The 21731-nt window shown below is 54.4% G+C and carries 21 protein-coding genes; 13 read left to right on the forward strand and 8 right to left on the reverse strand.

The annotated features are described in order from the left end of the window. Positions 1 to 564 precede the first annotated feature (564 nt). Complete coding sequence (locus tag VB780_RS21810) at positions 565 to 1626, forward strand: CHAT domain-containing protein (protein ID WP_323353294.1); 1062 nt, start codon at positions 565 to 567, stop codon at positions 1624 to 1626. A gap of 370 nt (positions 1627 to 1996) precedes the next feature. Further along, complete coding sequence (locus VB780_RS21815) at positions 1997 to 2641, forward strand: Uma2 family endonuclease (RefSeq protein WP_323353295.1); 645 nt, start codon at positions 1997 to 1999, stop codon at positions 2639 to 2641. 81 nt (positions 2642 to 2722) lie between these two features. Here the strand turns inward: VB780_RS21815 and sigC are convergent, their stop codons facing one another. Beyond that, entirely contained in the window at positions 2723 to 3979 is a 1257-nt protein-coding gene (gene sigC / locus VB780_RS21820; protein ID WP_323353296.1) for an RNA polymerase sigma factor SigC, read from the reverse strand. A gap of 44 nt (positions 3980 to 4023) precedes the next feature. Here sigC and VB780_RS21825 point away from each other — a divergent pair, with 44 nt between their 5' ends. The 4 genes from VB780_RS21825 to VB780_RS21840 all read left to right on the forward strand — a co-directional run bounded on the left by VB780_RS21825 (position 4024) and on the right by VB780_RS21840 (position 6569). Continuing rightward, positions 4024 to 4185 carry a hypothetical protein gene (locus VB780_RS21825; protein ID WP_323353297.1) on the forward strand — a complete coding sequence of 54 codons (162 nt, stop codon included), beginning with the start codon at positions 4024 to 4026 and terminating at the stop codon, positions 4183 to 4185. 99 nt (positions 4186 to 4284) lie between these two features. Beyond that, entirely contained in the window at positions 4285 to 4455 is a 171-nt protein-coding gene (locus VB780_RS21830) for a PCP reductase family protein (protein ID WP_073608637.1), read from the forward strand. A gap of 329 nt (positions 4456 to 4784) precedes the next feature. After that, positions 4785 to 5315 (forward strand): DNA starvation/stationary phase protection protein Dps, encoded by a 531-nt coding sequence (gene dps / locus VB780_RS21835; RefSeq protein ID WP_323353298.1) that lies wholly within the window; start codon positions 4785 to 4787, stop codon positions 5313 to 5315. A 180-nt stretch (positions 5316 to 5495) separates the two neighbouring features. After that, on the forward strand, positions 5496 to 6569 hold the full coding sequence (locus tag VB780_RS21840) for a cation diffusion facilitator family transporter (RefSeq protein WP_323353299.1): 1074 nt from the start codon (positions 5496 to 5498) through the stop codon (positions 6567 to 6569). Between the two features lie 141 nt (positions 6570 to 6710). On the opposite strand, the gene VB780_RS21845 is transcribed toward VB780_RS21840, so the two are convergent. From VB780_RS21845 to VB780_RS21855, 3 genes are read right to left on the reverse strand one after another with little or no spacing between them, the layout of a single operon-like run. Continuing rightward, the gene (locus VB780_RS21845) at positions 6711 to 7349 is read right to left on the reverse strand and encodes a GUN4 domain-containing protein (protein ID WP_323353300.1); all 639 of its coding nucleotides are present in this window, start codon (positions 7347 to 7349) and stop codon (positions 6711 to 6713) included. Then, positions 7339 to 8904: a GUN4 domain-containing protein gene (locus tag VB780_RS21850; RefSeq protein ID WP_323353301.1), complete on the reverse strand. Its 1566-nt coding sequence runs from the start codon at positions 8902 to 8904 to the stop codon at positions 7339 to 7341. Before VB780_RS21850 ends, VB780_RS21845 begins: the two co-directional genes overlap by 11 nt. 26 nt (positions 8905 to 8930) lie before the next feature. After that, positions 8931 to 10025 carry a hypothetical protein gene (locus VB780_RS21855; protein ID WP_323353302.1) on the reverse strand — a complete coding sequence of 365 codons (1095 nt, stop codon included), beginning with the start codon at positions 10023 to 10025 and terminating at the stop codon, positions 8931 to 8933. A 134-nt stretch (positions 10026 to 10159) separates the two neighbouring features. Here VB780_RS21855 and VB780_RS21860 point away from each other — a divergent pair, with 134 nt between their 5' ends. Further along, the gene (locus tag VB780_RS21860) at positions 10160 to 11089 is read left to right on the forward strand and encodes a toll/interleukin-1 receptor domain-containing protein (protein WP_323353303.1); all 930 of its coding nucleotides are present in this window, start codon (positions 10160 to 10162) and stop codon (positions 11087 to 11089) included. A 64-nt stretch (positions 11090 to 11153) separates the two neighbouring features. Here the strand turns inward: VB780_RS21860 and VB780_RS21865 are convergent, their stop codons facing one another. The 3 genes from VB780_RS21865 to VB780_RS21875 form a co-directional block, all read right to left on the reverse strand. Continuing rightward, on the reverse strand, positions 11154 to 11291 hold the full coding sequence (locus tag VB780_RS21865) for a photosystem II reaction center protein K (RefSeq protein ID WP_017299971.1): 138 nt from the start codon (positions 11289 to 11291) through the stop codon (positions 11154 to 11156). 111 nt (positions 11292 to 11402) lie between these two features. Then, complete coding sequence (gene tgt / locus VB780_RS21870) at positions 11403 to 12545, reverse strand: tRNA guanosine(34) transglycosylase Tgt (protein WP_323353304.1); 1143 nt, start codon at positions 12543 to 12545, stop codon at positions 11403 to 11405. A gap of 333 nt (positions 12546 to 12878) precedes the next feature. Then, positions 12879 to 13877 carry a hypothetical protein gene (locus VB780_RS21875; RefSeq protein ID WP_323353305.1) on the reverse strand — a complete coding sequence of 333 codons (999 nt, stop codon included), beginning with the start codon at positions 13875 to 13877 and terminating at the stop codon, positions 12879 to 12881. A 487-nt stretch (positions 13878 to 14364) separates the two neighbouring features. Between VB780_RS21875 and VB780_RS21880 the strand changes: the two genes are divergently transcribed. Beyond that, on the forward strand, positions 14365 to 14700 hold the full coding sequence (locus VB780_RS21880) for a metalloregulator ArsR/SmtB family transcription factor (RefSeq protein ID WP_323353306.1): 336 nt from the start codon (positions 14365 to 14367) through the stop codon (positions 14698 to 14700). Between the two features lie 48 nt (positions 14701 to 14748). Here VB780_RS21880 and VB780_RS21885 read toward each other — a convergent pair whose 3' ends face one another. Continuing rightward, positions 14749 to 16212: a heme peroxidase family protein gene (locus VB780_RS21885; RefSeq protein WP_323353307.1), complete on the reverse strand. Its 1464-nt coding sequence runs from the start codon at positions 16210 to 16212 to the stop codon at positions 14749 to 14751. A gap of 256 nt (positions 16213 to 16468) precedes the next feature. Here VB780_RS21885 and carB point away from each other — a divergent pair, with 256 nt between their 5' ends. From carB to VB780_RS21910, 5 genes are all read left to right on the forward strand, one after another. Then, a complete protein-coding gene (gene carB, locus VB780_RS21890) occupies positions 16469 to 19738 on the forward strand; it encodes a carbamoyl-phosphate synthase large subunit (RefSeq protein ID WP_323353308.1) in 3270 nt (1089 codons plus the stop codon). A 132-nt stretch (positions 19739 to 19870) separates the two neighbouring features. Further along, on the forward strand, positions 19871 to 20590 hold the full coding sequence (locus VB780_RS21895) for a DUF4145 domain-containing protein (protein ID WP_323353309.1): 720 nt from the start codon (positions 19871 to 19873) through the stop codon (positions 20588 to 20590). A gap of 51 nt (positions 20591 to 20641) precedes the next feature. After that, complete coding sequence (locus tag VB780_RS21900) at positions 20642 to 20854, forward strand: hypothetical protein (protein ID WP_323353310.1); 213 nt, start codon at positions 20642 to 20644, stop codon at positions 20852 to 20854. Between the two features lie 126 nt (positions 20855 to 20980). Then, positions 20981 to 21220 (forward strand): hypothetical protein, encoded by a 240-nt coding sequence (locus tag VB780_RS21905; RefSeq protein ID WP_323353311.1) that lies wholly within the window; start codon positions 20981 to 20983, stop codon positions 21218 to 21220. Next, a complete protein-coding gene (locus VB780_RS21910) occupies positions 21220 to 21639 on the forward strand; it encodes a putative toxin-antitoxin system toxin component, PIN family (protein ID WP_323353312.1) in 420 nt (139 codons plus the stop codon). Before VB780_RS21905 ends, VB780_RS21910 begins: the two co-directional genes overlap by 1 nt. Positions 21640 to 21731 lie beyond the last annotated feature (92 nt).

A 21731-nucleotide genomic window follows, 5' to 3' on the forward strand; every position in this document is an offset into this window, starting at 1 on the left:
CACCACATTAACGGGTGTCATCAAGACGACCGTCTGGATAATCTCCAAGTGCTGCACCGTCACTGCCACGACCAGGCACATGGGGCAGGTCGTCACCGCTCGTTCCGTACGAATGACAACGACTCACTTGTTGAGGAGCCGTGTGAGGTGAAAGTCTCACGCACGGTTTTGAAGCCGAGCGGAGGGGGTAACCCCTTCGCTTAGGCAACTGTCTGTCGGTGTTCCACCACCGGCAGGCAGCGCCAAAGTTTTCGAGTTCTGTGTGGTCGCCGGTCGGGTTGAACGGCTTAACGTAAAAGAGTACTGGTACAGACGCTCCCCGTCAACCGTGGAGGAGAACCGACTAGTAAAGGAAGTTGAAAAATTGCAGCCTACAACAGAGGGGTGGTTATACCAAATTCCCTTGTTTAATATGCTGTATGTGGATATTAAACTGATAGATTTCCACCCAATCATCACTACAGGGGTATTAGGCAATCAGATTTCCACTCAATTCGCCATGCGGGGATAGCAGACAGAAAGCTTCTCTCTAATGAAGAGTTAGGTTCAATAGGAGGAAAATAAGTGTCAGTCGAGTCGCTTAGAAATCAAGTATCTCAGCTTCAGAAAGAAAAAGCTCGATTGGGAGCCTCTTTGACCTGTGAGCAAAATAATGTACGAAAGAAGCAGGCAGAGATCAACCAAATCACAAGATCAATTACTCGCAATACTTCCCCATCAATGCTGCAATCAAAACAGCGTCAAATTGAGACTAAGGAAAGGCAATTATCAGAATATCAAAAGAAAGCTGCCAACCTCGCAAGTAAGATGGCAAGCAAAGATACTGAAATATTACGAAAGCTAAATGAGCTTGATAAAGCAGAGGCTCAATCTCAACGGAAAAAGGATCAAGATGAGAAACGCAGGAGAGATGTCATGCTCCGGCAATCTCGCGAGGTGACGAGGGAGATTGAACGGCAGTCTCATCTTCATAGCCGCATGTCTGCTTCACCAATCATAATAAAGTTTGAGGATCTTCCAGAGAAAATTACTGTCCTATTCATAGCGTCAAACCCTAATGATCAGACGCAGTTGAGATTGGATGAAGAAATTCGAGAAATTCAGAAGAAAATTAGAGAGTCTGATTACAGAGAATCAATCAATTTGGAATCTATTTGGGCAACCAGACCCACTGATTTGTTGCAGGCTATTAACGAATACAAGCCAACAATTGTGCATTTCAGCGGACATGGTTCAAACCACGATGAATTAGTTTTGCAGGACGATGTAGGCAATTCTCAGATTGTCAGCAAAGAAACTTTGGTAGAACTGTTTAAAGTCGTTTCAAGCAATATACAGCTTATTGTCTTCAATACATGCTTTTCGGAAAATCAAGCCAATGATGTAACCGATCATATATCTGCTGCCATAGGTATGGGAAACTCTATAGGAGATGAAGCAGCAAGAGTATTTGCCGCACAGTTGTATTCTGCAATTGGTTTTGGTAAGAGCGTTGGTGAAGCATTTGGACAAGCTAAGGTCGCTTTGATGCTTCATAACATCCCTGAAGAGAATACACCGCAACTTTTTGTATCTAGTGATCTAAATGAATATGATATTGTACTGGTACAACCACTAGAAGCCTGAAAATTGGCTTCACGAGGACACCTAAGATTTCACTTTACTCCTGGCTTGCTATACTGTTAAGCAGTTTTTAGACTAGCTAAAGATAGGCCCAATAGACCTCAGAAAATTATTAGAATTTTGATTAATTGTTTAGGGCTAAATAATTTCAACAACGACAAAAACAAATTATCTGGGTCATTTTTAAGCGCGATTGCCTCAACTCTAAAACTTATTTTGCCCTCTAACACAAACTGATTTACAGTTCCCAAAACCCGGTTTCTTTCCTTGTTGTTAGTAGGCAAGATTAAAGCGCTTGGCGTCTTTAATGGAGCAAGCGCTTTAATCTTGAACTACGATCGCACCATCCCCCGCCCAACCAACCCAAAGCACCATGCTCACCGTCAGCCCAGAGCGCATTCAGCTACCCCCCGGCAGCACCGTTACCCTGCACTACCAAACCTGGGACGACTACGAGACCCTGCTAGCCAGCCGCCGCGACGATGCCGCCATCAAAATTCGCTTCAACGCCCACACCCAACAGATTTCGCTTATGGCTCCCATGGCAGGCCACGGCAATCGCAGCCGCACCCTAGCTGACCTGGTAACGGCGCTCTTACGACATCAAAATCGAGATTGGCATGGCTTCGACCCCGTTACCCTCAAACGCCTGCGGCAAGCCGGAGCCGAACCCGACGCCTGCTTCTACATCCAAAACTGGCAGGCGGTTTTAGGTAAAGAGCGCATTGACTTATCGATCGACCCTCCACCAGACTTAGCGATCGAAGTCGATCTCACCTCTTCGACTGAGCTAGAGGTGTATCAACTGCTGGCGGTGCCAGAGGTCTGGATCTATCGCCAGGGACAGCTAAATCTCTATGTCTTAACCGAATCGGGCTACGGCGATCGCCCCACCAGCCTTACATTCCCCACCGTAGATGTGAAAGCTCTGCTGCCCCAGTATGTTGAGCGAGCCTGGGCAGCAGGGTCTAGCGTCGCCCTGCGAGAGTTTGAGCAATATCTCCAGACATTGGCTTAAGTAAGTTAGGCACGGCAATACCCAAGAAAAAGCCCCCTGCTTTCTAAAAAACAAGGGGATTGAGGTAGCTATGCAGGGTCTCTAGTTCAGCGCTTCAAGGTAGTCGCGGACGCGATTGCGGCGTTTGGGCTGGCGCAGCTTTTGTAGCGCTTTAGACTCAATCTGGCGCACTCGCTCGCGGGAAAGCTCTAGGGCGCGGCCAATCTCAGCTAGGGAGTAGGGGGTGCCATCGCCCAGGCCAAAGCGCATGTTGATCACGTCTTGCTCACGGGTGGTGAGGTCGGCCATCAGCTGTTGCAGGTCGCGGCGCAGCGACTCACGAATCAGCATGTCTTCGGGCGACATGCAGTCGGTTTCGAGCAGGTCGCCCAGCTCGGTGTCGCGGTCTTTGCCCACCTTGGTTTCGAGCGAAACGGCGCGGGGAACGCGCAGCAGCACTTCGCGCACCTGGGCGGCGGTCATGTCAAGCTCGCGGGCGATGTCTTCAATTGAGGGGGTGCGGCCTTTCTCCTGGGAGAGCTTGCGCTGGGCCTTTTTGATTTTGTTGAGCTTTTCGGTGATGTGGACAGGCAGGCGAATGGTACGGCTCTGGGTGGCGATCGCGCGGGTAATGCCTTGGCGAATCCACCAGTAGGCGTAGGTGCTAAAGCGGTAGCCCTTTGTGGGGTCAAACTTTTCGACGGCCCGCTCTAGGCCCAGGGTGCCTTCTTGGATGAGGTCGAGCAGTTCTAGGCCCCGGTTTTGGTACTTTTTAGCCACCGACACCACCAGGCGCAGGTTGGCCTTGATCATGTGCTCTTTGGCACGAATGCCTTCGGAGATCGCTTTCTCTAGCTCGGGCACGGTGATGGCAGTGAGGGCGGCCCAGGCGCGCTTACCTTCGGCCAGGGTGGGCTTGAGTTCAGCAATGGGCACTTCGGCCTCGGCGGCCCAGCGCTCTAGGGAAGGGCGATAGCCCAGTTGGGAAGACAGGCGATCGCGGGTTTGCAGCAGTTTGCTGTAGGTGGCCAAAATGCCGCCGGTTTTCTCTGCCGCCTGGTTGAGATCGACCAAAAGCTGCATGTAGCCCTGAACGCACTGGGCCTCAGAGACCTCTTCGTGGCGCTCTAGCAGGCGCACTCGGCCAATTTCTTGCAGGTAGAGGCGCACTAGGTCAGTGGTGCGACGGCCCTTTAATACCTCGGCGGCATCGGCTTCAAAGTCGCCCTCGTCGTCGGCAGCGGAGAAACCTTTGAGAGACAGGGATGCCCCCTCATCCTCATCCCCAAGGGGGAGACTGAACTCTCGATCGGGCCGGGCGGAGGCTTCGTTTTTGCTGTAGTGGGGTGTTGCTACCATGACGTGCTCTAGTAACGTGTACTAAACTTGTGCCGATAGGCCATTTGCCAACCTGGTTTCAGTATTCCCACACCGCCAAGACTTTAGAACAATGGCTGGAGTTCCGGGGGCTGGGCGGCGCTTTGAGGGCGGCCCGAGTCTATGGGGTGGGGCTGAGGGAGGCGATCGCTAACCGACACCGTAATCTACGCCGATTGGCGGGGTAATTCCTGACGGAACGTTACACCTTGGCAAAAACCTTACATTGAACCCGAAGTGACCTATAGGATTAGGGCATTCGTTGCAATTGGGAGCAGATTTCGCTAATGGTTAACGGTCTTCCCTGGACGGCTGATGCCCAGGCCAAGCTCAAAAATATTCCGTTTTTTGTGCGCGCCCAGGCCCGCAAGCGCATTGAAGATGTGGCTCGCGAAACCGAGGCCGAAGCCGTGACGGCAGATTTGGTCGAACAGGTGCGGCTGGAGTTTGGCCAGTAGTCCTGTCATGCTTTCCTAACCGCTTATGAATGAACCGCCGACTCTGCCCTGGGGTACAGGCTGCGGCGCGATCGCAGCGATACAGTTAGGCTGTGTTCTGATGGCTACAAATGCCCGGCAGGCCTTAGCAATGGGCAGCCCCAGGGCCTGAACCCGGCTGAAGCCCTTGCAAACCATAAACCATAGCTAAAAGATTGCAAGTCGAAGTCATAACGAGTATGATTTAGAGAAGCCTAGGCCCTAGTGGTACGATTTCAAGATTAGGCCCGACGGCAAAAGCACAGGTTTGTTGGTTATCCATTCGATTGACAGAAACAAAGAGAGGCCATATGGTTGCAACCGCTGAGAAAAATAAGACCAAACGCGGGTTTTATCCCACTCGCATTGATATGACGGCTGAGGTGCGATCGCAGGTTTGTGACGTGCTAAACCAAACCCTGGCCGCCACCCTCGACCTCAAAACCCAGACCAAGCAAGCCCACTGGAATGTCAAGGGCATGGACTTCTACCAGCTGCACGAGCTGTTTGACGAGCTGGCCGGTGAGCTAGAAGGCTACGTCGATATGGTGGCCGAGCGCGTTACCGCCCTGGGTGGTACTGCCATGGGCACCGCCCGCATCGCCGCCAGCGAGTCGATTTTGCCCGAGTATCCGATTGATGCTGTGGAAGGCGCTGAGCACGTCAACGCCCTGGCTGAGCGTTTTGCTGCCTACGGCAAGCACGTGCGCGAAGCCATCGACACCACCGATGAGCTGGGCGATGCCGACACCGCCGACCTCTACACCGAAATCTCTCGCACCATTGACATGCGTCTGTGGTTCCTAGAAGCCCACCTGGTGAAGAAGTCCGATCGCGGTTAATCGTCGCAGTCCTCTAGTTCAGGGCTAGCTAAAAGTCGGGGAGGCAACCCATGCCTCCCTGGCTTTGTCGTTTTAAAGCAGAATTTTTGCCGACGGACTAGGCTTAAGGCTGCGGCCTTGCGGTAGCAAGACTCGGTTTTAAGCAGGTACCATAACGCTTCAGTAGCGCTGTTGCTCACTATGCCTAACCCGGCTTCTCAAGTTCCCAATTCTGATGCGGTCGAGGGCGCGCTTCGCGAAGCGATTCCTGGGGAAATCGCCCTGGCAACCACGGTCGAACCCGAGCATCCCCACGGCCACAAGCATTCCCACGGCCATGATCACCATCATGGGCATGGGCACAGCCACACCCACGGCGCTGTGGATCCTGAAATTGCGGCCTCGGAGCGGGGGCTCTGGGCGGTGAAATGGTCGTTTGTGGGGCTGGTGATTACGGCGATCGCCCAAGCGGTTGTCTTTGCCCTCTCCGGCAGCGTTGCCTTGATGGCCGATCTAATTCACAACGTGGGCGATGCCATGACCTCGGTGCCGCTGGGGGTGGCGTTTTTGCTGGCGCGGGCCAAACCCTCGCCCCGCTTTGCCTACGGCTATGGACGAGCGGAGGATTTGGCCGGGGTGGCGATCGTGGCGGTGATTTTCTTGAGCGCCCTAATCACCGGCTATGAGTCGATTGAGCGGCTACAGCATCCCCAACCGCTGGATCATCTGGGGGCACTGGCGGTGGCGGCGGTCATCGGTTTCATTGGCAATGAAGTTGTGGCCCTGTTTCGGCTGCGGGTGGGACGGGCAATTAACAGCGCCGCCCTGGTGGCCGATGGGCTGCACGCGCGGGCTGATGGCCTGGTGAGCCTGGCGGTGCTGGTGAGTGCCCTGGGTGTGGGGCTGGGCTATCCCTGGGCCGACCCGGTGATGGGCCTGGTGATTACCCTAGTGCTGTTGCGGGTGGTGTGGCAATCGACCCAGACGGTGTTTACCCGCTTGCTCGACGGGGTAGAGCCCGCGACGGGCGATCGCCTGCGCCATGAAGTGGAGCATGGCGTTGAGGATGCTGCCGCTACGGTGACTCAGGTGAAAGCGCGATGGCTGGGCCATCGGCTGTATGGCGAGGTGAGTCTGGGGGTGGAGCCCGATTTGTCGGTGGCGGCGGGGGATGCGATCGCATCCCATCTCAGGACTCACCTGCACCAGCAACTGCCCTACCTGGCTGAGGTCACCATTCAGGTGCAGCCCCAACAGCCTACTGCCTTGGACTAACGACATCACTTGAGTCTGTCCACGGTTCTTCTGACTTTGGGCGACTTCTGGAAAACTTTCTCCCTAATGGTGGGTAGTGCCCACCCTACGGTGGCTACAGTCGCTCGATAAAGCAGGGATCTTCTTTTCTAGAAATCGCTTTTAGCCGCCGAGCTGGTGGCAGCGCGACAGCCGCAGCATCATGGCATCGAGTCGGGCCAGATCGCCAAAAGCCCCTCCCTGGCCGGTCAACAAGCCGCCCATTTGCAGCGAGGCGATGCGCGGCACCCGCCAGTACCACAGGGCGGGGAGGTGCCCTCTGGGGGCTTCAAGGTCAAAGTCTAGCCAGGTGTAAAACCGCAAAAACCCGATGGGCCGCAGGGGAAACAGCATCAGCCACCCCACTTCTTCAAAAAAAGGATGAGGGGTAGACCAGTTGCGCAGGGCGGGGTCAAAGTCGATGGTTTCTAGGGTGGCGGCATAGATCTGAAGCTGGGCCGAAAAGCCAAAGTGCCCGCCGCTGGCTCTCTGCCAGCGATCGTCAAGGGCGTGCAGCAGTTGGCAGGGCAAAGCGGCCAGGGCTTCGGTGGTCAGGTGGCTTGGTGCAGTTTCCTGCAGCAGGGCTGGTTCACCGCTTTGGCCCTGCACTACGGCGTCGAGTAGCAAATCTGCCGTCAGCCGATCGGCCTCTTCCCAGTCTTGTTCGTCGAGCAGCAGGCTGAGTTCGCCCAGGCTCTCGTCTAAACTGCTGTGAAAGGCGGAGCTGTTAGAGGCACGGTTGTTAGAGCGGTTAGACAGCACGGGTTGGCCCTCCGGCGATCACAGTTGGGGCGGCGGGGTCAACGGCTGGAGTTGCCGCCGCAGTTAAAGGCATGCATTCGTTCAGATGGTGGATCACCGCCGCCATGACATCTAGGCTTAGGCGGTAGCGATCGCTCAGACTCGGGCAGCACCAGCGCCAGGTCGGCAGGTGGCCCAGGGGCGCTTCGAGGTTGAAATTGAGGTCATGGTAGGGCCGGTAGCCCTGGTAAAACAGCGAGGGCGGCTCGCGCCAGCCGAGGGCTTGCTGAAAGGCCAGCCACTGCTGGCGATCGTCCTGCTGCACTTGCTGCTGGGCTCGGTGCACCTGCTGCTGCGCCTTAAACCCAAAGCGCTTATTGCTGTAGCGGCTCCAGAGGGCATCGATGGTGGCTAGATCGACGGCAGGTATCCGCTGTACGGTGGTGGCGGTGATGGGTTGCATGTCGCGGTCGAGGGCCTTGAGGAGGACGGCTTCAGTTTCCATGTCGGCCTCTTGCCAGGCCTGCTGGTGCAGCAGGTCGCGCAGGCGGCTGTAGTCAACTCCGGCGGCAGACTCAATGCTGCCATACAGCTCATTGCGCACGGTCGCCTCCAGGGCGAGCGCTTCATTGGTGGAGATATCTCGCAGGCGGCGGGCCTGGTCTAGACGTCCCTGGTCAAACTCGGAGGGGTACAGGCTGCTGGCCATGGTCTGGCGACAGAGCGCTAGGTACTGCTCTAGGTGCTCTCGGGCCTGCTGGGCCTGCTTTTGGCGGTCGCCTTCGGCCTTTGCCTCGGCGGCTAGGCGAGCATCTTCGGCAGTCTTGGCGGCATTCTGATTGGTTTTGAGCTTGATGTCATCGTCGTAGCTCTGCTGGTGCTTTTGGTAAATGGCCTCGGCCTCGGGGGTTGGCAGACCCAAGTTTTCAGCTAACTCTTGCAACACTGGCCAGAGAGCTTTAGGGGCAAAGGGTGGCCCTTCCCCCAAAGTACGCAAGCGACTAAACTCTGCCGAGGTGATCTCTTCAAAGTGGCGGCATTTTTCGGCACGGGTGCGGTAGGGGCCAGCGGCTCTGGCGTTGAGCACTTCAGCCAGTTCCACCGAGAGTCCCAGGCGCTGACGCAGCAGGTTGAGATTGTCGAGTTCGGTGGGCGACAGCTCGCCCTGGCTGCGACTGTAAGTTTCAGCCTCGATCAGGTAGTCACACTCTGGAGAAAACAGCACGCCGCTCTGGGCAACGGCCATCAGGCCGGTGAGATCGTCGGCTTGATGAGTTTGAACTTGTAAGTTGATATCGGCCAGCCTTAGTCGAATATAGGTTTCGATGGGATTGTAATAGAGGCGATCGCGCAGCCGCCGCAAAATTGAGCCGAGCAGGTCTGACTCAGCATCAAACTGCACTCCAACGCTAATTTCAGCGACATCTCTAACCTCTGGAACCTTCTCAAACCGCGTTTGGCCCATGCCATCTAGGTCAAGCAGGTCGTCAATGAGATAGCGAACCTCGGTGACCACCTCGTCACTTTTGAGATCTGTCTCGACGATCTTGATTAAAAATGTAATAGTTTGCGCCAAGCCTGCACCTCACAGCCGCCCCTAAATTAAGTCCTAGCCGCAGACACCTTATAGTAAGTAAGGTACGAAATAAAGCTCAATAGTAAGCCAGATAGGGAATACAGCTCATCTAAAACGGTTTTCTCCAGGGCGTCGGCCTCCTGCTGGCTGAGTTGATAAAACTCTCGCCCATGGATGAGGCGACCTCGATTAAACTCGGAGGCCGAGAGCTGGGTTAACACCTGCTGACGGAAGCTGTCGGCATCTTGCCCCAGGCTGTCGGGGTTTAGTGTATCTAGCACCAGGGCTTCGAAGGTTTGGCGGTAGTCAAGTAGGCGCTGCTGCTGCCGACGCTGGTGCTGGCGCTCAGTCTCAGCATCTGCCTCGGCCTGCTGACGAGTTCGCTCGATCTCCGTGCGCAGGGTGCGCAGCCGCTCGTCCTTGAGAAATTCGGCATCGGCTTTGGGCAGGCTCATGGTGATGGCCTTGTCTTGCATGACCTGCCAAAAGTCTTCGTCTAGGGTGATTTCTTCTTTGCAGGCCAGCAGCTCTTTGCGAAAGTGCTGGTATTTTTCGCTCAGGGTTTTAAAGGGTCCCATGGCTCTAGCGTTAAGGTCATTGGCTTGGTCGTCAGAAATGCCTACCTGGTGGCGCACTAGCAATAGATTGGCGCGGGCCGCTGGAGTGATTTCGCCAAAGGTATAAACGTAGCTTTCGGCCTGGGTGAGATAGAGGGTTTGGGGAGGCAGCAGCGCTTCCCCCAGGGTAAGCAGCTGAGCCAGTGCTTTGGCCTGGTTGGTTTGCAAGGTCATGGTGTGAGCGGGCGGCATTTCAATAGCAAACAGGCTGGTTTGCTTAGTGCGGTCTAGCCAGTCGCCTACCCGCCGTAGCACCACTCTAAATTTGCTGAGGGGAGCTTCAAACCGGAGAGCGCCATAAAGCTCTGGCTCAGGGGTATTGGTAGGTGGTTTGCCTGCACCGGGGGGCTGGCGTTTCGGCTGTGGGAAAAAAACAAAGGCTGTATGCTCCAGGCCACTGAGCCGGGTGATACTGCTGCAAAGCTCTTGAATTGCTGCGTGGATAATCTTGGGTTCTGCATTGTGCTCCAGGGATTTAACCGAGAGCCGAAAACCGTTATCCAAGGTGAGATTTTTGGCCATTTCGGCTGATTGTAAGGGAGCGCTGGCTAAGTATATCAGCGCTGCTTGAATTTAGGGTTCCATCGCCACGAAGCTGATATTTAATAAGGGTAGCTTAGTCAGATCAGGAATGAGCTATGCCGCTAATCTTTCTTTCTTACCGCCGTTTCGATAGCACACCCATTACCCGTAATATTCACAACAGCCTGGCTGAAGCCTATGGTAGCGATACTATTTTCTTGGATGAGAAAAGTATCCCTAAGGGGGCAGATATTCGAGATTATATTAGGGACATGCTCAGTCAGTGCGCGGTTGTGCTGCCTGTAATTGCCTCAGGCTGGCTCAGCAGAATTACCTCATTTGGTTTTGGGCCTGATAGCTGGGAACAGCCTAATGACTGGGTGAGAATGGAGTTGGAAGAGGCATTGGCCAATAACCTTACTAAGGTTGTGCCATTGCTAATTGACGGGATCGACATGCCTCGGGCAGATCTACTGCCAGATGGGCTAAAGGCGCTGACCTATCGTAATGGATTTCACTTTAGCTCTGAGGCATTTAATGAGGACATGCCAAGACTGATTCGTGAATTGAATCGGATGATTGATGGGACTGTTTTGGCTTTGCCAGAAAAGTTGTTGAGCCAGTCAGATGATGAGGCATCGCGACAAGCATACTATCGACATGAGGTGCGCTATTGCCTTGAGAGTAATGATGGACAACTCGATGAAATTAGCCAAATCTACCTTGATGCTTTGAGGCAGCATTTGCAACTGACTCGGGAGAGCACTAAGCGCATACAAGACGCTGCCCAGCAACCCTATAGCCGATATACAGCGGCGGTCAGGCAGTTATTTGCTCATCAGACTAAGATGACCAGCGGAGCAGAGGCTGCGGAGGCTTTTTCTACGGTTGTGCTGGATAGGCGAGCGCTTAACCATTTGGATCGGCTCCACCATAATCTGGCTCTACCGCAGTGGAAGGCCCTTAGGATCAGGCATCAGATTGAGAAAGAGTGGGAAGATCGCCATCGATATTCTTCTAAGCCGGTGCTAGGAGCTGAGGGCTAGGGCAAACAGAAACCCCGACACTTTGAGAGGTGCCGAGGTTTCTGTTTGAGCTGAATATGAATTTTTACTTAAAGCCGACGGAAGCCTGCCACACGAAGGCCAGTAGCAGGAAAAATACGGGGATGATGGGCAGCACGTCTACCAGGGGGTCGAACAGGGAGTAGGCCTCGGGCAGTTTGGCCAGCAGCATTGCGACTTCCATTAATGATTATCCTCTCGTTACACAGCCGAAACCAACCTCTGATCTTGGCCGAGCCTTACCCTGAGCGCCCTGGCTGAAATCTGAGAATTGGTAAATTTTCTTCGCATTTTATCATGGCGGGGGGGCGTCTAGGTTGGCTGCGATCGCGTTTGGCGCTAACCAGTGGGCAAATTCTGTGGTGAAGCGATCGCCCAAAATCGCCTCCCGGATCCGCTGGGTAAAGCGCACCAGCTCGGTAATGTTGTGGATTGAGATCAGGGTGAAGGCCAGCATCTCCTTGGCGTGGATCAGGTGGCAAAGGTAGGCGCGGCTAAAGTTTTGGCAGGTGTAGCAGGGGCAGGTGTCGTCGATGGGGGTGTAGTCGCGGCGAAAGCGCTGGTTTTTGAGGTTCCAGCGGTCGCCCGCCACCAGCGCCGCCCCGTGGCGGGCCAGCCGGGTGGGTATGACACAGTCGAACAGGTCTACCCCAGCGGCGATCGCCTGGGCCATTTCCCGATAGGTGCCCACCCCCATCAGGTAGCGGGGCTTGTGCTCGGGCAGGCAGGGGGCGGTGGCCTTCACAATAGTTTCGATCAGCTCCGGCGGTTCGCCCACGCTGACCCCGCCGATCGCATAGCCCGGCAGATCCAATGTCGCCAACTGCTGCGCGGCCTCGGTGCGCAAGTCGGGGTAGACGCCCCCCTGCACAATGCCAAACAGCGCCTGGTCGGGCCGTTTATGGGCCTCGACGCAGCGCTGGAGCCAGCGCCAGGTGCGATCGGTGGAGGCTTTGATCGTCTCGCGGCTGCACGGGTAGGGCGGGCACTCGTCAAAGGCCATAATCACATCGGCCCCCAGATCGTTCTGGATCTGAATCGAGGTTTCGGGGCGGATATTGATAATACGGCCATCCTTGGGGGATTTGAAGGTGACGCCGTCTTCAGTAATCGTGCGCATCTGGCTGAGGCTAAACACTTGAAAGCCGCCGGAATCGGTCAGCATGGGGCCGTCCCAGCCCATGAAACGGTGCAAGCCGCCCGCCTCGGCCACAATGTCTTCGCCCGGTTGCAGGTGCAGGTGGTAGGTGTTGGAGAGCACCATCTGCGCCCCAGTGGTGGCCAGCTGGGCGGGGGTGACGGTTTTGACGTTGGCCAGGGTGCCAACGGGCATAAACCGAGGCGTGTGCACGGAGCCGTGGGGGGTGGTAAAAGTGCCCGCCCGCGCCTGGGTGTGGCTACAGCGAGCGTCGCAGCTAAAGGAAAAAGCCTGGGTCAATGGAACGAACCGGGGGGTAAGAAAGCGGGTTTTATCATATCATCCAGCTTTCTCAGGTAGGCATTTAAGATGCACACGGCATGATGAATCGCATCTTATGCAGAAATTCACAGTGGCAATATGCGTCATTGCTGTTGTAATAGATTGTCTCGCTGCCACCACCTCAGAGGCACTGCTTAACACAATGACAAAGCGTTCAGCTTAGGTAAGTCAGCATTTTATAGATAGGACATAAGACTATATGGCAGAAAAGTGTTGATGGCTGACAAAAAGCGCCCCATAAACTGAAGTAATCGAACAACGTGCTCCACGAACTTACAAAACCCTCAAGAACTAACCCACTTTTTTAAGGCTCTTCAACTTCTTGAAGAAATTTATTCTTAGCAAAAACTCCAATAAAAAGATAGCTATAAAACGTCCCTCACCATGTCTTACATCGGCCTCAAGGTTAAAAGAGGTACTGCCATTTGCCGCGATCATTTTATTGACGGCATCCATCTTGCTGGTCCATTTTCCACCATGAAAAAAGGAGTTTCTGATGCTTTTGCGCAAACCCTTCAAAAACTCTTGCATAAGCTGATAGAGATCCGGCGGCAAATCAAATTCATTAAGAAATTTTTCAATTCGCTTAGAATCGCTTGATACCTCAATATCTTCAATATTTCCGCAGTTCTTGCACTTTTTCCCCTTGATCTTGGTTGTTGCAGGAGCCATTTGAGTCTCAAGAACGGCCCAGATAAGACTTAGTCTGAGATTGTCATTGTTATATATCTGACTAAGCAATTGAGTAGAGCATAACGCAAAGGAGAAGAGCTTGATTTGAGATTTCAATGGATCTTGTTCTTTGAGCCTCATAAAAGAAGACAAAGATTTGCATACGTCAACAACAACATCCACATGAAAAGGTTGAGGCACGCGTGCATTTCTAAAGCTAGCAAAAATAGGAAAAGGTGATTCCGAAGTGTCAATTTGAATATCTACATCGTCATACTCTTTCATGAATTTACTTATATTGTCTGTATGGAAGAGCCTTTGCCTTGATCGGCTTTTGTCAAGCCAATTATTTTGAAGCCACAAGTAAAGCTCAGCGCTGCCTGAACAAATTCCCAGTATTGCCGCAATGTCGTTTAGCTTTTGACCTATTAAATCTGAAGACAAAGAATCCTTGGGGCCATAAATAATTATCCCCAGAGAGGTTGCAGAGATCTGTTCACCAAGTAGAAGTGTTTTCTTTTTTGAAGGAAACAAGAAGATAGACTGCCCCTTGATATGAACTATCTTTTCGGGAACCATGCCTGAAGGAACATGAAAGTCAATCAACTCTAATTCCATATGAATTCAAATTTAGTTTCATGTGAGAAGAAATGAGATTCGGTCGATGAAGGAAATATTTTGTGATCGTTAATGCCTGCCCGTGTGGATAACGTAATTGATCAGCTTCATTTTACAAGTTCAACCATATTGATTGAATTTTGGGGACAACTCTAGTACGTTGCAACTTGCAAGGAATGGTTCTAGGCGGGGAAAAGAGGTGGTAGTGCTCCTCAAGTCTCCTATCATCCCGACTTAAGCTATTTAAGCCGCAATGGCTAGACTTATTGTAGTTCTAGCCTTCGGTTCAGCACCCTACGGGATGCTAGGCGAGTTCCCGTTTTTTTGCCGAAGGTGAACTCCTATGACTTACGAATTTATCCTGCCCGTCGCAGCCAAAAGCTAGTGCGCCTGGTTGCCATTGGTGACTGCAGAGCCGTGCGCCTATCCCATAACAGTTCTATCAGCTCTGCTACGCTAGAAGCCAATCCTTGTAAAGCCCACAACCATGTCGCCAGCTCTGCAAACCGCTTCGTCTACCGCTACCCTGGCCAAGTTTAAGGCGCTGTCTGACCCGCTGCGGCTGGAGGTGATTGAGCTGCTGCGATCGCAGGAGATGTGCGTGTGCGACCTGCGCGATCGCATGGATATCGCCCAGTCAAAACTCTCCTTTCACCTCAAAACCCTGCGGGAAGCCAGGCTAATCTCCGCCCGCCAGGATGGCCGCTGGATTTACTACAGCCTCAACCCAACCGAGTTTGGCGAACTCGAAGACTACCTCAGTACTTTGCGTCGGCTCAGCCCCCAGCGATCGGCCAGCCCCTGCCCCCCAGAACGCCTGTAGGGGCGCAGCATGCTGCGCCCCTACAGGCCAGACACCGATTATCGGGCTTTAGCTAGCGCTCACCTCAGCGGGTTGAGGGATGGGAACCGGAGCATCAGCTGGCTGAGGAGGCAGCTCAGGCGCTTCCCCGACCCCGGCAAACTTCAGCAGATCGGCCATCTTGAAGTCGCCGCCGGTTCCCAGTCTGGGCGTCCAGTTGGGCTCCTGACATAGGAACGACAGCTCGTCAGATTGCAGCAGACCGATAAACACCTCCGCCACAATGCGACCGCCCACAGGGCCGAGCGATTGGCCATCGGCGCGCTTGTCGGCCTCCCGCAGTACGTAGAACCACAGGGGGGTACTGTTGGCCAGCTCGGTGCTAACTGCCGCCACATCCGCCAGGTCAGCTCCGGTCAGGGGCGCAATGCCCATGCGGCGGGCGACGGTTTGACCCGAGGGTAGCCCAAAGGTCAGGTGGCGCAGCAGGTTGCGCTGGGCCAGCGAGGCCGGGTTCGACGCCATATTGGGTGGAATAAACGGCAGCTGAAACAGGGGGCGCGAGATGGTGGCATCGATGCGCTGGCTGAGCTGGGGGGTGTCGGTGTCATTCAGCTTGAAGAAGTTGCGCCAGTCCATCACCCGCTCAGGGGGCAGCGGTTTGCCGCTCGACAGGTCGTTGCCGCCCGAGCCGGGGGCCGCAAAGATGGCCGCCGCGAAGTTTTGGTTGATGCGGTAGCCGCCGCGCACCTGGCTGTGGCCAAAGCGGTAGGCCGCCACCGAGAACTCCACCGGAATGTAGGGCTCGCGCCGCCAGCGGGTACTGTAGAAGCGACGGCCCCGGTTCAGCACCGTATCTACGGTAGTTTGCCCCACCAGCAGTGGCAGAAACTCGTGCAGCACAATCCACTGGTAGTGCCAGCGCACCAGCTTTTGGGCCTCGTCGAATAGCTGGCTGGGGTTAACGCCCTCGGCCTTGAGCTTGTCGATCATGGCGTTGTGGAACTTGACGAAGGCCAGGTGCAGCTGCGACACAATCAGGTTTTCGTCGTTGCGGGGGTCGCCCAGCAGTGCGGTGCCCTGGCTGTTGCGGGGCAGGTCGTGGGGGCGATCGCCGTCGATCAGCAGCTTGCCTCGGTTTTCGGGGCTGCTGTCGTAGAGAAAGGGGCTAGCGGTGGGGCCAGCGCCGTAGACGCTATCGAGCTCAAATGACGGCGTGCGGAAGTTTTCGATCGCCTCGGGGTCAGACTGGCGCTCTAGGCTGGAGGTGGGGTCGAAGGTGAGGTCGTGGTCGATGAACTGGCCCAAGAAGGTAAACCCGGCTGGAATCGCGGGGTTATCGGGGTTGCTGGCGGGGCCAGGATCCATAATTCCCTCGGCTTTGCCCAGCTCCATTAGGGCATTGCGAATAGCGGGGGTGTCTTGGGCAAAGGGGCGCGTGCAGCGAAACATTCTGCCGAAGCGGCCCCGAGCCGGAACCCGAAAGCGGGGGGCAGCAGCGTCTCTGAGATACATTTGACCGTGGCGTGTCATGGCCTACCTCGTGTAGTTCAACTCAGTGGATGGCCCCATGATGGCAAGGGGGTAGGGGCGATCGCATTACCCGTGCGGGTACTTTTTGCCCCCAAAATCCCTCAGTAATCGTGCGGAAGTTTTGCTTAAATTCACTAAACGCTGACATTGGCCCGCAGCCCTCACGAATCCCGCCGGAATGCTGCAAGCTAAGCAAACGAATCTGGCAATTAGCCCTTAGAATGATTTGGATTTTTCCTACGCACCCGTGCAGCTTATGCCCCGCCGTAATGACATCAAAAAGATTCTGCTGATCGGCTCTGGCCCGATTGTCATTGGTCAGGCCTGCGAGTTCGACTACTCGGGTACCCAGGCGTGCAAAGCCCTGCGGGAAGAGGGCTACGAGGTGGTGCTGATCAACTCCAACCCGGCCACCATCATGACCGACCCGGAGACCGCTGACCGCACCTATATAGAACCGCTCACCCCCGAGATCGTAGAGCGAGTGATCGAGCGGGAGCGTCCCGATGTCTGTCTGCCCACCATGGGCGGCCAAACGGCGCTGAATCTGGCGGTGACTCTGGCCAAAACCGGCGTGCTAGAGCGCTACGGGGTTGAGCTGATTGGGGCCAAGCTCGAAGCCATTGAAATGGCGGAAGATCGCAAGTTATTTAAAGAAGCCATGGCCCGCATTGAGGTGCCCGTGTGCCCCTCGGGGTTAGCGGAAACCATGGATGAGGCCAAGGAGATCGCCCAGCAGATTGGCACTTTTCCGCTGATCATTCGCCCGGCCTACACCATGGGCGGTACGGGCGGCGGCATCGCCTACAACCAAGAAGAATTTGAGATGATTGCCCGCTCGGGCCTCGACGCCAGCCCGGTGTCGCAGATTCTAGTCGAGCAGTCGCTGCTGGGCTGGAAGGAGTACGAGCTGGAGGTGATGCGCGACCTGGCCGACAACGTGGTGATCATCTGCTCGATTGAAAACCTCGACCCCATGGGCGTGCACACGGGCGACTCGATCACCGTGGCCCCGGCCCAAACCCTGACTGACAAAGAGTACCAGCGCCTGCGCGATGCCTCGGTCAAGATCATCCGCGAGATTGGGGTAGAGACGGGCGGCTCCAACATTCAGTTTGCGGTCAACCCCGACAATGGCGAGTTTATCGTCATCGAGATGAACCCCCGGGTGTCGCGCAGCTCGGCGCTGGCGTCGAAGGCGACGGGCTTTCCGATCGCAAAATTTGCCGCCAAGCTGGCGGTGGGCTACACCCTCAACGAAATTTCCAACGACATTACCAAAAAAACCCCGGCTAGCTTTGAGCCCACCATCGACTACGTGGTGACCAAAATTCCCCGGTTTGCCTTTGAGAAATTCCCCGGCACTTCCACCACGTTGACCACCCAGATGAAGTCGGTGGGTGAGGCGATGGCGATTGGCCGCACCTTCCAGGAGTCGTTTCAAAAGGCACTGCGATCGCTGGAGACTGGCCGAGCGGGTTGGGGCTGCGATCGCGCCGAAAAGCTGCCCAGCCTTAACGAAATTCGCCCCAAGCTGCGCACCCCCAACCCCGAGCGCATCTTTGACCTGCGCCACGCCATGCAGCTGGGCCTGTCGGTCAACGATATCTACGACCTCACCGCTATCGACCCCTGGTTTCTCAACCAGCTCTGCGGCCTGCTCAAGACCGAGAAATTTCTCAAGCGCACCAAGCTGACCGAACTCACCTACGACCACATGCGGGCGGTGAAGCGCCAGGGCTTTAGCGATCGCCAGATCGCCTACGCCACCGGCACCCACGAAGACACCGTGCGCCAGTACCGCAAAGAGCTGGGCGTGATTCCGGTGTACAAAACCGTAGACACCTGCGCTGCTGAGTTTGAGGCCTTTACCCCCTACTACTACTCCACCTACGAAGACGAAACCGAGGTGCTGCCCAGCGATCGCCCCAAGGTGATGATCCTCGGCGGCGGCCCCAACCGCATTGGGCAGGGCATTGAGTTTGACTACTGCTGCTGCCACGCCTCGTTCGCCCTGCGCGACGACGGCTACGAGACGATCATGGTCAATTCCAACCCCGAGACGGTGTCTACGGATTATGACACCAGCGATCGCCTCTACTTTGAGCCCCTGACCAAAGAAGACGTGCTCAACATCATCGAAGCCGAAAACCCGGTCGGTATCATCATCCAGTTTGGCGGCCAAACCCCCCTGAAGCTGGCCGTTCCCCTCCAGCAGTACCTCTCCTCCCTGCCCGCCGCCGACCCCGCCGCCCACCCACCCATCCACCCGCCGACCAAAATCTGGGGTACTTCGCCCGACTCCATCGACACCGCCGAAGACCGCGAGCGCTTTGAGGCCATTCTGCGCGAGCTAGATATCAAGCAGCCCCCCAACGGCATGGCCCGCAGCTACAACGACGCCCTCAAGGTGGCCCAGCAGATCGACTATCCCGTGGTGGTGCGCCCCAGCTACGTGCTCGGTGGCCGCGCCATGGAAATCGTCTACTCCGACACCGATCTAGAGCGCTACATGACCTACGCGGTGCATGTGGAGCCCGACCATCCAATTTTGATCGACAAGTTTTTGGAGAATGCGATCGAGGTGGATGTGGATGCGATCGCCGACCACACCGGCCAGGTCGTCATCGGCGGCATTATGGAGCACATCGAGCAGGCGGGCATTCACTCCGGCGACTCGGCCTGCTCGCTGCCCACCATGACCCTGCCCCCCGCCGCCCTCGCCACCATCCGCGACTGGACAACCAAGCTGGCCAAGCGCCTCAAGGTGATCGGCCTGATGAACATTCAGTTCGCCGTCAAGGGCGACCAGGTCTATATCATCGAGGCCAACCCCCGCGCCTCGCGCACGGTGCCCTTTGTCTCGAAGGCGATCGGCCATCCCCTCGCCAAGATCGCCGTGCGGGTGATGTCGGGCAAAACCCTGGCCGAGCTAGGCTTCACCGAAGAAGTCATTCCCCACCACGTCTCAGTTAAAGAAGCCGTGCTGCCCTTTGACAAGTTTGCCGGTACCGACGCCCTGCTCGGCCCCGAAATGCGCTCCACTGGCGAGGTCATGGGCATCGACGCCGACTTTGGCAAGGCCTTCGCCAAAGCCGCCCTGGGGGCCAACCAAAAAATCCCCCTCACGGGCACTGTGTTTATCTCCATGAACGATCGCGACAAGGCTGCGGTCATCCCCGTCGCCAAGGAACTGGCCGACATGGGCCTGAAGCTGATCGCCACCTCCGGCACCCGCGCCGCCCTGATGGACGAGGGGCTCACCGTTGGACTGATTCTCAAGGTGCACGAGGGCCGCCCCAACATCGAAGACGCGATCAAAAACAACGAAATTCAGTTAATTATCAACACTCCTGCTGGCAGCACTGCGATCGAGGACGATCGCTCGATTCGCCGCACGGCCCTGGCGTACAAGGTGCCGATTATTACTACCATCGCTGGGGCAAAGGCGACTACGGCTGCGATCGGCTCCTTGCAACAGCACCCCCTCCAAGTGAAGTCCCTCCAGGAGTACGTGGGGATGTAATGCTGCTACCACTTCACTGTGAGGTGCTTGCGAATTCTCAGCACTAGGCTCAATCGCTTAGCCCAGCACGTACAAGTAGCCAGGCTAAGATATAGTTATCTGCCCATACCCAGCAATGGGCATCAGCGCTATATGTTTGAACATGAAATTGGAAGAGAATTTTGTAATTGCGGAAGTCTCATGATATGTGAGACCGATTTCAAGCATCGTGTTGACTATGGTGAATCAGGTGAATATTGCCTTGAGATTTTTAATCTATACAAGTGTCCTGCGTGTCATGAAATAACACTAATTTGCTACTATTCTCCCGGCAATGAAAACCTAGACGAAGATTATCAAGACACTCCGGAGTGGAAGCTTTATCGTGGCTACAAACGCTCTGTTCTGCATGCCCCCTTTAAACGACTTCATCCAGCAATACCACAGGCTATAGCCGATGTAGTTAACCAAGCTCAGGCTGTTTTATTTAAATCTCCGCGTGCAAGCTTTATTTTATGTAGAGCAGCGCTAGAAGAAATATGTAATGATTTCGGAATTCCAGAAAAGTCTGTAAATAGCAAAGGCAGAGAACATTTCATAAATCTTCAAGACAGACTTTCTCAATTATTTAAAAAAGAAAAGATGTCGGATGACCTATTTGCTGTCATCCAAGGAATTAGAGAGCTTGGGAATGAGGGGGCTCATTCAGCTCATTGCACATTCTCCAGAACAGTAAAATCTCAAGATGCAGAAAACTTATTAGATCTTATTCATTATGTTGCTGAGCGACTTTATGTTGACAAGTGTAGGCAAGAAGAGGCTGTAGAAAGATTGAATAAGCTTAAAGAGAAGATATTGCCTTTAGATGCTTAACAAACATATTTACAAACTCTCACATTTTTCTCCTGAAATAAGGAAATTCCAATGACAACCAATATCTCTTTAGAAGAACGTATATCAGCTGTGGAGGAGGCAATTAGCGAATTGCAGAGGCAAGTTGCAATTCCTGAGCCAGCTAATTGGCTTGAACAAATTACTGGTTCCTTCAAAGACGATCCTACCTTTGACAAAATTCTCGCTTATGGAAGAACTATTCGTGCGGGCGATGAGTCTGTGCTGGAATCAGACGAAGAGTAATGAAATACCTTTTCGATACTGATATCTCAGCATTCTTCAGCGGCAGACTGGGCAAGATTATAGTAACCTTGCGCCGCGTATGGCAGATAATTCACCACAATATCTATGCAAAGTAGGCTGAACAAAATGGCAACCCTAACCCTCAGCAACGAGCAAGTTATTGAACTTTTCAAGCAACTTCCTCAACAGCAGCAGGCAGAATTGTTCAAATACCTAATCCTCCAGCAATGGAGTACGTGGGACTCGCTCTCTAGCTACGGAGCTGAGAGAGTCAAAATAGTCGCTCAAGAGCATGGCCTTAATTGGGATGCCATGACGGAAGAAGAGCGCGAAGCTTTTATAGATGACTTAGTGCATGAAGAGTAATGCAGTACGTTGCGGTCTTTGACACCAATATTTTGATTTCTGCCTTGCTATCCAGCACTGGCACTCCCTTTCGATGCCTGGCAGCGGCAAAAATAGGACAGGTTGAATCGGTAACCTGTCAAGACATTCTGGATGAGTTTTTGGGAAAGCTGGTAAATAAATTCAAGTTTTCCGAAGCAATGGCTCAAGTGGCTGCGAGTGAAGTAAGAAGCTTTTCTCGTGTGGTGGAGATTTCAAAGACACTCAGAGTCGTACCCAATGACCCAGATGACGACATGGTTGTGGAGTGTGCCTTACTCAGTGGCGCTACTCATATTGTTACAGGAGACAAACATCTTTTGTCGTTAATTAACTACCAAGATATTGAAATTGTAAAAGCCATAGATTTTTTGGCATTGGTATCAACGGATGGGGGCTAACCAGCCAATAAGCCTGCACAGCGCCTGTGCTAAGGTTTAAGTAGGCACTGAGCAAATCGAAATTGCCCAGGCAATCTTAAAGCGGCTAGTCA

This window comes from Leptolyngbya sp. CCNP1308, assembly GCF_034932455.1.
Classification (GTDB): domain Bacteria; phylum Cyanobacteriota; class Cyanobacteriia; order Phormidesmidales; family Phormidesmidaceae; genus Nodosilinea.

Excerpts from the sequence above, each read along its gene's own strand:
- VB780_RS21815 (WP_323353295.1), top strand. The coding sequence starts at position 1,997 with ATGCTCACCGTCAGCCCAGAGCGCATTCAGCTACCCCCCGGCAGCACC.
- sigC (WP_323353296.1), bottom strand. The coding sequence starts at position 3,979 with ATGGTAGCAACACCCCACTACAGCAAAAACGAAGCCTCCGCCCGGCCC.
- VB780_RS21830 (WP_073608637.1), top strand. The coding sequence starts at position 4,285 with ATGGTTAACGGTCTTCCCTGGACGGCTGATGCCCAGGCCAAGCTCAAA.
- dps (WP_323353298.1), top strand. The coding sequence starts at position 4,785 with ATGGTTGCAACCGCTGAGAAAAATAAGACCAAACGCGGGTTTTATCCC.
- VB780_RS21840 (WP_323353299.1), top strand. The coding sequence starts at position 5,496 with ATGCCTAACCCGGCTTCTCAAGTTCCCAATTCTGATGCGGTCGAGGGC.
- VB780_RS21860 (WP_323353303.1), top strand. The coding sequence starts at position 10,160 with ATGCCGCTAATCTTTCTTTCTTACCGCCGTTTCGATAGCACACCCATT.
- VB780_RS21865 (WP_017299971.1), bottom strand. The coding sequence starts at position 11,291 with ATGGAAGTCGCAATGCTGCTGGCCAAACTGCCCGAGGCCTACTCCCTG.
- VB780_RS21875 (WP_323353305.1), bottom strand. The coding sequence starts at position 13,877 with ATGGAATTAGAGTTGATTGACTTTCATGTTCCTTCAGGCATGGTTCCC.
- VB780_RS21880 (WP_323353306.1), top strand. The coding sequence starts at position 14,365 with ATGTCGCCAGCTCTGCAAACCGCTTCGTCTACCGCTACCCTGGCCAAG.
- VB780_RS21885 (WP_323353307.1), bottom strand. The coding sequence starts at position 16,212 with ATGACACGCCACGGTCAAATGTATCTCAGAGACGCTGCTGCCCCCCGC.
- carB (WP_323353308.1), top strand. The coding sequence starts at position 16,469 with ATGCCCCGCCGTAATGACATCAAAAAGATTCTGCTGATCGGCTCTGGC.
- VB780_RS21895 (WP_323353309.1), top strand. The coding sequence starts at position 19,871 with ATGTTTGAACATGAAATTGGAAGAGAATTTTGTAATTGCGGAAGTCTC.
- VB780_RS21900 (WP_323353310.1), top strand. The coding sequence starts at position 20,642 with ATGACAACCAATATCTCTTTAGAAGAACGTATATCAGCTGTGGAGGAG.
- VB780_RS21905 (WP_323353311.1), top strand. The coding sequence starts at position 20,981 with ATGGCAACCCTAACCCTCAGCAACGAGCAAGTTATTGAACTTTTCAAG.
- VB780_RS21910 (WP_323353312.1), top strand. The coding sequence starts at position 21,220 with ATGCAGTACGTTGCGGTCTTTGACACCAATATTTTGATTTCTGCCTTG.